Origin of the sequence: Streptomyces sp. SPB074, from assembly GCF_000154905.1 — a bacterium.
In the GTDB taxonomy this organism is placed as follows: Bacteria; Actinomycetota; Actinomycetes; order Streptomycetales; family Streptomycetaceae; genus Streptomyces.
The window spans coordinates 3295562-3304053 of sequence record NZ_GG770539.1; the positions used below are offsets into that span (position 1 = coordinate 3295562).

General features: G+C 73.0%; 9 protein-coding genes. All 9 read right to left on the reverse strand.

The features are described 5' to 3' along the window. Positions 1-57: 57 nt before the first annotated feature. On the reverse strand, positions 58-267 hold the full coding sequence (locus tag SSBG_RS13580) for a helix-turn-helix domain-containing protein (protein ID WP_008746694.1): 210 nt from the start codon (positions 265-267) through the stop codon (positions 58-60). Between the two features lie 420 nt (positions 268-687). Next, complete coding sequence (locus SSBG_RS13585; protein WP_008746695.1) at positions 688-2157, reverse strand: ATP-binding protein; 1470 nt, start codon at positions 2155-2157, stop codon at positions 688-690. 4 nt (positions 2158-2161) lie between these two features. Next, a complete protein-coding gene (locus tag SSBG_RS13590) occupies positions 2162-2989 on the reverse strand; it encodes a bifunctional DNA primase/polymerase (RefSeq protein WP_037869699.1) in 828 nt (275 codons plus the stop codon). Next, positions 2986-3675 (reverse strand): DNA cytosine methyltransferase, encoded by a 690-nt coding sequence (locus SSBG_RS13595; protein ID WP_008746697.1) that lies wholly within the window; start codon positions 3673-3675, stop codon positions 2986-2988. Before SSBG_RS13595 ends, SSBG_RS13590 begins: the two co-directional genes overlap by 4 nt. Before the next feature lie 202 nt (positions 3676-3877). Next, positions 3878-4021 (reverse strand): hypothetical protein, encoded by a 144-nt coding sequence (locus SSBG_RS33215; RefSeq protein WP_008746698.1) that lies wholly within the window; start codon positions 4019-4021, stop codon positions 3878-3880. A 393-nt stretch (positions 4022-4414) separates the two neighbouring features. Beyond that, positions 4415-4603 (reverse strand): hypothetical protein, encoded by a 189-nt coding sequence (locus SSBG_RS13605; RefSeq protein ID WP_008746699.1) that lies wholly within the window; start codon positions 4601-4603, stop codon positions 4415-4417. 12 nt (positions 4604-4615) lie between these two features. Beyond that, positions 4616-5134, reverse strand: a complete 519-nt coding sequence (locus SSBG_RS13610) for a hypothetical protein (protein WP_008746700.1) — start codon at positions 5132-5134, stop codon at positions 4616-4618. A gap of 208 nt (positions 5135-5342) precedes the next feature. Continuing rightward, complete coding sequence (locus tag SSBG_RS13615) at positions 5343-7445, reverse strand: hypothetical protein (RefSeq protein ID WP_008746701.1); 2103 nt, start codon at positions 7443-7445, stop codon at positions 5343-5345. Next, entirely contained in the window at positions 7445-8146 is a 702-nt protein-coding gene (locus SSBG_RS13620; protein WP_234010515.1) for a hypothetical protein, read from the reverse strand. The genes SSBG_RS13615 and SSBG_RS13620 overlap by 1 nt, the downstream gene beginning before the upstream one ends. Positions 8147-8492 lie beyond the last annotated feature (346 nt).

Genomic DNA, 8492 nt, shown 5'->3' on the forward strand with positions numbered 1-8492 from the left:
CGGCGCGGGGTGCGGGCCGGTCGGGGCACCGCACCCCGCGCCGGACTGGGCGGGTGGTCAGCTGGCGGTGCGCTTACGGGCGACGTACGCGGCGGGCGCGTCGGCAGGTACGCGGCGGAGGTGGTTGATGGTGATGGATTCCAGCTCGCCGGCGCGGATGAGGGCGAAGCAGGTGGTCCGGCCGATGCGGAGGCGGCGGGCGGCCTCTTCGACGGTGAGGAGGACGAGGGTGGTGTCGGCTGGCGGGGGCATCGGTTCGGCGGTCATGAACGTCCCTTCACGGGCTTGCTCAGGCGTCGTGGTGTCCTAGGTTCGGATTTCTGCGTCACCGCGTCATCTGCGTCACGCAGGGGTGTTGAGCTGCGGTTTTGTGGTGACGCAGGAATGCGGGGGTGCGTCATTGGTGACGCAGGCTCTTCGTCATCGGTGACGCGGGTGACGCTGGGTGACGCAGCCGGATGCCGTCTGCGTCACCGCTGTCGCTGCTGGTCACTGGGGTTTTCCGTCCGTGGGTGACGCAGGTGACGCAGCATTTTTCTCTTCGGACAAAAAGCCGGGGTCTTGGTGCGCGTCACAGAGAGAATGAGGAGCCTTCGGCGCGCCCTTTGAGCGGCGGCGCTGCCGCCGGACAGGCAAGAAGAGCACGGCGCGGCGCGTGGTGCTCTTCTTGCCTTTGTGCGGTCCGGCTCAGAGCCCGGGCGTCTGGTCGGGGTCGGCGGGACGCCGGGCCATTTCGAGGTAGCGCTTGAATTTGGTGCGGCCGGAGTCGATGAGGACGCCCCGGGAGGCGAGGGTGGGCTGCAACCGCTTGAGCCGGTCGGAGAGCACCTTGCCCGTGGTCGGCCACCCCTTCGGCAGCGGGCGCATCCCGTCGCCACTCTGGAGGTTGCTCAGGAGGGTCAGCCACTCCGTGGACGTCATCCGCTGCTCGACGCCCTCGTTCAGGGTCGCGGCGTGCTTGAGGACGGTCTGTGCGAGGACGTCACCCTCGATGACGTCGTCGTTGAGGTCGTCGAGGCACACCCGGTACGCCGCGAGCGCGCCGAGGCCCTGCGCGGCGTCGAGCTGCGCGCACAGGTGCGCGAAGTCCGCCATGCGCAGGTCGGTCGGCGTCTCGGCGTCGGTGGCGCGGACCTGGACGGTGAGGTCGAGGAGCGAGCCGAGGATGACGGGGAGGGCTTCCTCGAACTCCGTCCACAGCTCGGCCTCGGTCCGGCGGACGGTGGGGCGTTCGAGGCGGAGGGGGAGGAGGCGTTCGGCGAGGTCGGGTCGGATGACGCCTACGTCGATTCCGGTGAGGAGGAGGGGGCGGCGGTAGCGGGCCCGTACGACGTCGCCGTCGGTGTAGAGGGCGCGCTTGATGGTCTCGGCGCCGGTGACGATGCAGCACATGAGGTCGGAGAGGTCCGGTGCCAGGTGCGAGAGGTTGTCCAGGGCGGTCACCCACCCCGCCGCGACCGCGGCAATGAGGTTCTCCTCGTCCTTGGGCGGCCGGCGCAGGTCGCTGCTCATCCCCTCGATGATCCGGGTGAGCATCCGCCCCGCCGTCGACTTCCCCGCCCCTTGCGGGCCGGTGAGGAACGGCGCGGGCACGGGGACGGACGGGCCGAGGCAGCCGACGAGCCAGGCGAGAGCGAGGCATTCGGTCTCGGCGCTCGCGAAGTTCGTCAGGCGGAGAAGGAGGTCGATGCCCTTGCCGCCGGTGTCGCGGGCGGGCATGGGCAGTTCCCCGGTGAGCTGCGTCCGTCGCCAGCACACTTCCTCGGGGTCGGGGGTGGTGATGGTCCAGCCGGTGGGGTGGATGCGGACGGACTGGCCGTCGTCGCGGCCGAGGTCGAGCCAGGTGGCGCCGTCGAAGCCGGGGGCGACGCGGATGTGGGTGGGCTGGACGTCCTGGGAGAGGGCGAGTGCTTCGATCAAATCGAGTGCCTCCTTGAGAGCGGTGCCGTTGAACACGCCGATACCGTCGCGGTAGAGCCCGACCATGAGTTCCTGGCGGTGGCTGCCGGTGGTGCCCTGGGAGCGGATCGGGCGGGCGACGGGGTGGCCGTTGCGCTGGGCGTAGACGGTGCCGTCGGCGGTGCGGAAGTAGCGGAAGTGCGCTTGCGCGTAGTCGGTGATGACCTCGCGCGCCGGGGTCTTCTCCTCCTCCGACACGCCCCTACACCCCCAGCCGCGTGCGGGCGTTGGCCCACGCGTCGGTGCAGTGCCGCAGGCTCTCGCCCTTGGCCTGCGCGGCCGTGAACAGCCGGTTGACGTGGGTGTCGGTGAGGCAGCCGCACCGGCCGTGGGTGGAGAGCACGGCGAGGAACGCCCCGTAGACCGTGGCGTGCACGGCCTTGTCGGCGTCGATGATGCGCTGCTCGGCCATCGTGAGGCCGCGTTCGAGGAAGGCGGGGGTGCGGTGCGGGCACTCGCCCCCGGCCCCGCTCACGACGAGACCGGACGGCGCGCGGCGGGCCGGGGCGTGCGCCTTCACGACGAGGGCGCGGATCACGGTCGGCAGCACCGTCATGGCGCCCTCGCCGGGACCGAGCCAGCGGGTGTACGCCATGCGGGACTTGATGTCCACGCCGGGACGTACGGCGTTCGCGGACGACATGGTGCCCTGGTAGATCCAGTGCTCGCCCCGGGTGGTGGGGACGGTGCGGGTGGGCGGGAGCGTGGCGCGGGCCCACGTGATGGCCGCGTCGTTGTCGAGGTCTACGACGGTGAGGCCCGCGTCGCCGGGGTGGTAGGCGATGGCGGCGGCCCGCTGCCAGTACGGGGCCCACTCGGTGGTGTGGCGGTGGGTGTCGGTGGTGGCGGCGGCCCAGCCGTGGCAGGGGAGCGGGCAGGCGCACCGGCCCGGGGTCTTCATGTTCGGCCTGCCGCCGCACGCGTTGCGGGCGCAGGCCGGGCAATTGCCGAACGGGACCTTCCCCGCCCGCAGGGGCAGCACAGGGAGGCCGGCGGAGGCGAGGCGGAGGGCGAGAGCGAGGGCGTTCACGCTGCGGCCTCCGCCCCGATGAGCAGCGCGCGGAGGTGGGCGCCGGTCCAGGCGGTGTAGGCCGGGGGGATGCACTCGCGGATGCCCTCGCGGTTCATCCACGGCACGCCCATGACCTCCCGGGCGAGGGCGACGCCGGAGAAGTTGCCGACGTACTGCCCGTACCAGCCGGGCGGGACGGGACGGCCCATCTTCGCCTGTGGCACTGTGTGCTCGGGGTGCGGGGGCTGGGGGAGGGTGAGGCCGCCGCCGGTCTCGAAGTAGCGGTGGCGGTAGGTGCGTACGCCGAGCATCGGCCCGCACAGCATCACCGGCCGATGCAGCTTGGGCAGGGCACCGCCCACGTTCTCCAGCACCCACGGCCGTCCCGTCGCCTCCAGCGCGGCGCGGGTGGGCGCGATGAGGTCGGGGTGGGCGCGGCCCTGGATGCGCTGGCAGTCGGAGTCGTGCTGGCAGGGCGGCGAGGCGTGGATGGCGTCGAACTCGTGCCCGTACTCGCGGATGAAGACGACCGCGTCGCCCTGGATGAACGCAAAGGGGTAGCGGGGCTGGGGGTTGAGGTCGATGCCGGTCACGTCGAAGCCGGCGTCGGCGTAGCCCTTGGCGGCACCGCCCTGGCAGCAGAACGCGTCGAGCAGACGCGGACGCCGCCCGCGCTCTCGCGGGAAGGGGATCAGGTCGGGCATCCTGGAACCTCCAACAGGTCCGTTCACGGTCGGGTTGGACGAGGGCGGCCCCGGACTTTGGCGAGAGCGGGGCCGCCCTTGTGTGTGGGGGGGGTCAGAAGGGCGGGAGGTCGCGTGTGCGGCGTCGCGAGGGCAGGTGCGGGAGCGGGAGAAGCACCCGGCACCGGTACACGTCCCAGCAGGGGCAGGTCGCGTAGGCGGTCTAGACGTACACGTTGGCGGCGAGGTGGTAGCCGTCGCGGGTGAAGCCCTTGCCCGCGCACTGCGGGCAGTGAGGGCGGGGTGTGTCGCTGAGGGTGAGGGCCCGGCGGGGGCAGTGAGTGAGCGTGAGTCGGAGGTGCGTCATGCCGACTTCTCCTCGGTCCGGAGGAATGGCTGCGGGCAGGGATGCCGGGGCGGGGGCAGGTAATGAGGACGCGGGCGATGAAGGGGCCGGAGGCGGACCAGTAGCCCCAGACGACATCCGCACGGCGGGTGAGGCGGTCTTGGGCGCCGTCGAGGTCGACGCGGGGCGGCCAGTCGCGCGGGCCGCGCGGGTGCTCCTTGAGCTGAGTCTCAAGCCAGGCGTACGCGTGGCCATTTTCGTCCGGCATCGCGAACGTGGCGGCGAGCAGGTGGCGGGGCTTGGAGAGCCAGTGGGCGATGAGCGGGGGCGGGGTGGGTTTGGACGGGTCCCGGGCGTCCCGGTCGCGGGGCAGCTCGGGGCCCGTCCAGGTGTAGGCGTGCCAGTGGCCGGCGATCACAAGCCCGGGAGGGCGCCGGTGAGGGCGGTGAGGACTTGGGTGATGGGTTCGGCGGCGCCGGTGGAGGCGAGGAAGAAGCCGAAGCCGCTGGCGGTGAAGGCGGAGCCGGGGCCGAGGTAGCGCCCGTGCAGGAGGAGGAGCAGGACGAGGCCGAAGAGGGCGACGGCGGAGACGGTGATGGCCATGCGGGAGTCCTCTCAGTGCTGGTGGTTGTGAGTGCGGGCGGTCAGGCCGCGGGTGTGGGTGGTCAGGCTCGTGTGCTGCTGGGTGACGGGCGCGGCGTAGTGGTGGTGGATTTCCGGGCGGGCGGCGTCACCAGCGGCGCGTCCGGCGCGGCGGATGAGGGCGCCGAGGGCGAGGAGGACGGTGGTCGCGCCGCCTCCGGCGACACCGAGCGTGACGGGGTCGAGGGTGCCGAGGACGGCGAGGACGAGGGAGACGGAGCCGCCCGCGGCGAGGGTGGCGACGGAGCCGGTGAGCATGAGCGCGGAGGCGTCGGTGGCGCGCTGGCTCATCGGCGGCCGGCCGGGCTGCGCGACCGCCGGGGTACTCCCGTACGGCGGCACCGGGGTGGGGTCGCGGTAGGTGGTCGCGGTGAGTTCGGCGGGGCTGTTCTGGTAGGCGTCGTGGATGAGGCGGCGGGCTTCGGTGGCGGCCTGGGCGTCGGTAAGCGGAATGCCCTCGGGGGTGCCCTGGGCGGTGTCGTCGGGGTGCACAACGCGGTCCTTTCAACGGGCCGCCCACCGCTCCCGGGTCGGGTGCGGTGGGCGGTGGGTGCTTGTCGCCTTGCTTGTCGCGCGGCTTGTCGTCTGCTTGTCGCTTGTCTTGTCTTGTCGCTTGTCGCCTCGCAGGTCAGACAAGAGGACGACAAGCCCTGAGCGCCCGCCTGGGGGGTTTTCAGGGCCCGGGGCGACAAGCGACAAGTCAGGTCTGCGCGGGGCCGCCCTCGGGGGCGTGGCGGGCGTGGATGTAGCGGGTCTGGGTGCCGGTCCCGACCCGGCGGGCGGTGCCCTGTTCGGCCCATTCGTTGAGCCAACCGGAGACGGTCTGTCGGCTCGTGCCGTGCTCGTCGGCGAGCGCCCGGGCGATGGCGGAGGCCCCCGTGCCGCCGGGCCCGGCCTGGTCCAGGAGGGCGAGCGCGGCCCGCTTCGCGGCGGAGTCCGCGGGCTCCTCGCGCAGCGCGGAGAGGTTGAGCCCGGCCCCCGCGCGCGGCGCGGGGTTGTCGGGGGTACGGGGGTCGTCGGCGGTGGCGAACTCGGCGTCGATCTGCGCGAGGAAGCGGCGCATGAGGTCGTCCTCCGGCGAGCCCCCGGCCTTCGTGGGCTCATCACGCAGCGCTGACAGGTTGAGCCCCGCCCGCCCGCTGTCCGCCGCGGTGTCCTGCGGCTGGGGGGCGGGGGTGTGCTCGCCCATCCACTTCGTGCGGGCGGCGCTCCAGCGGTCGGCGTAGGCGGGACCGGCCGCGGTGGCGGAAGGCTTGTCCAGGGCGGGGTGGCGCTCGCTGGTGGCGGCGATGATCTCGCGAATCTGGTGGGGCTTGATTCGCCACGCCTTGAACAGCGCCACGGCGTCCTCGGGGGTGCCCATGAACCCGGCTCCCTTGAACGGGGCCTGGTCGGGGCGCAGTCCGCGCGAGCCGGGGAAGAGCTTGGTGAGGTCCATGCCCTCGGTCTCGCCGCCGGTCAGGGCGACGCGGACCTTGGCCTCGCGGCGGATCATCAAGTTGCCCAGGACGCTGCCGGTGGCGCCGAGCGCGGTGATGACCGTCCGCACGCCCATGGCGCGGGCGATGCGGATGACCTCAAGGAGCTTCTCGCCCAGTTTGCGCAGCTTGCGGTCGGTGGCGACGAGGAGTTCGGCGCCCTCGTCCACGACCAGCATGATCTGCGGGATGCCGGGGCTGATCGGGAGAAGGTCGGTGTTCGCCTCGGCCATGAGCTTCTGGTAGACGGTCTTGCGGTGCTTGGCCACCTTGATGGCCGTGTCCAGCATCAGGAGGGCTTCGTCGTAGGTCCCGGCGAGCCAGTCCACCCCCGGGCGCAGCCGGTCGGGGTCTTCGAGGGCGGGCAGGACCCAGGGGAGCCCGGCGGACCCGGCGTTGAGGTCGATGACCCAGGTCAGGAGGTCTTCGGCGCGGGCGAAGCCGGCGAGGATCAGGTGGACCATGTTGGTCTTGCCCGATCCGGTGGGGCCGACGATGAGGGCGCACTGTTCGCGCAGGTGGACGAGAATCTGTTCCGCGTTGGTGCGATAGCCCCAGGGGATGCCGGTGTGGACGGACAGGGGGCTGTAGTCGGTGGGGTAGGCGCGCTCCTCGGTGAGGACGTTCACGGTGGTGACGTCCACGATCGCCCGGCCCTGGTGGAGGCCGGGGCTCGCGGCGACGGTGCAGCCGTGCGGGAGGCGGGCGTCGGCGGCCAGGCGCGGGCCCTCGGCGGCGAGCTTGGTGTGGGTGGCGCCGCCCGGCGGCATCTCCAGGTCCAGGGAGAACCCGGTCCCAGTCGGCCACTGCTCCACCCCCAGGACCCGTACAGCGATGCCGCTGACGCGGTTGATGCGCTCGGCCCACTCGGCGGCGAGCTGGCGACGGTCGGCGGACAGCTCGCGGGCGACGCGCTGTTCGGCGGCGGCGAGGGCTTCGTCCTCGCGCGCCTCCTCGTACAGGGCGGTTGAGCGGGCGGCGGCGCCGATCCCGGCACCGATCGTGGCCAGGGAGCCCAAGGCGGCCCAGGTCAGGGGGCCGTGGGTGATGGCCCAGGTAGTCCACCCTGCCCCGACGAGCCAGGAGGCGCCGCGGGCGGCGAGGGTGCGCCCGGCGTTGCGCAGGCGCAGGCCGGCGACGGTGTGCCCGAGGGCCCCTGCCGCGCCGACCGCGAGGGCCCAGCTCGCGGGCATCCCGGTGGCGGCTCCGGTGGTGGCGACGGCGAGGGCTCCGGTGGTGGCGGACAGGGCGCCGGTCACGGGCCCGTGACCGGCGGCCCAGTCCAGCACCGGGCCACTGCCGGACTTGGCAGCGGAGGAGGTCATCAGACGTTCCAGCCCTTCTCGGCCTCGGTGCCGTTGCGGGGGTCCTCGTGGCGGGCGATGTCGGCCTCGTGGACCTGCCGGAACAGCGGGCCCAGGTCCTCGGCGACCGCGACGGCGGCGCTCATCGCCCCGTACATGTCGTCGAAGGACTGCGCGATCGCCTTCTCCAGCGGGAACTCCGAGTCGGAGCGCTCGGCGAGGATGCGCATGACGTTGGCGACGCTGGTCAGCGCCGCGGGCAGGCCCTCGATCATGGAGAGGATCTCCATGGCGTCCTCGGGCTCGTAGTTCTGGGCGGCCTGCTCCATCTCGGCCGCGTACTCCTCGAAGCGGAAACCGGACATGTGCGGTACCTCCTGGGGTGCTTCGTTGCTGGCCACGGGCCCTTCGGGCCGCTCGACGCGGTCCGCGACCTCGTCGTCCTCGTTCTCGGCGTCGAGCGCGTTCTCGGCGTCCTCGCGCTTCTTGCGGATGGCCGCGTCCCGGGCCGCACGGCGCTCGGCCGCGGTGCGGGTCATCCGGCGGTAGAGGCGACGGCCGGGGTGGATCAGCCACGACCAGCCCAGCCGCCGCCCCAGCGGCGAGGAGAGCAGGCCGAGCGCCCCGAGCGGAGCCGCGAGGAGGGCGGCGAACAGGCGCCGCCCGTGCATCCGGGCCGCCGAGCGCAGCAACGCCCGCCGCGCCGCCTTACGGATCGGCAAGCGCCGTATCACCCGCCGCCGCTCGCGCAACGAGCGCTTCGTGGCGCCGTCACGCCGGGCCCGGGAGGCCGTGACGGCCCTGTCACGCAGGGAACCCGCACGCCGTGACGCGGCACTCAGCAAACGCCCGACAGGCCCCCGCCGCTTACTCCCGCCACCGCGCTTGACCTGCGTGCCCCCGCCGTTGCGGCGGGACGTGACGCCGTGACGGCCACCCGTCACGCCCGACTTCGCACCCGGCCCGCCGCCGTGACGCCCGGTGCTCCCGGCACCGCCCGGCCGGACCGTCCCACCGGGCGCGGCACGGTGCGCGCTGTCCTGCTTGGCGAGGGAAGGGGGAGTGCGG

What these genes read in the sequence shown, in the direction of transcription:
- SSBG_RS13580 (WP_008746694.1), bottom strand. Translation starts at nt 267, where the DNA reads ATGACCGCCGAACCGATGCCCCCGCCAGCCGACACCACCCTCGTCCTC.
- SSBG_RS13595 (WP_008746697.1), bottom strand. Translation starts at nt 3,675, where the DNA reads ATGCCCGACCTGATCCCCTTCCCGCGAGAGCGCGGGCGGCGTCCGCGT.
- SSBG_RS33215 (WP_008746698.1), bottom strand. Translation starts at nt 4,021, where the DNA reads ATGACGCACCTCCGACTCACGCTCACTCACTGCCCCCGCCGGGCCCTC.
- SSBG_RS13605 (WP_008746699.1), bottom strand. Translation starts at nt 4,603, where the DNA reads ATGGCCATCACCGTCTCCGCCGTCGCCCTCTTCGGCCTCGTCCTGCTC.
- SSBG_RS13615 (WP_008746701.1), bottom strand. Translation starts at nt 7,445, where the DNA reads ATGACCTCCTCCGCTGCCAAGTCCGGCAGTGGCCCGGTGCTGGACTGG.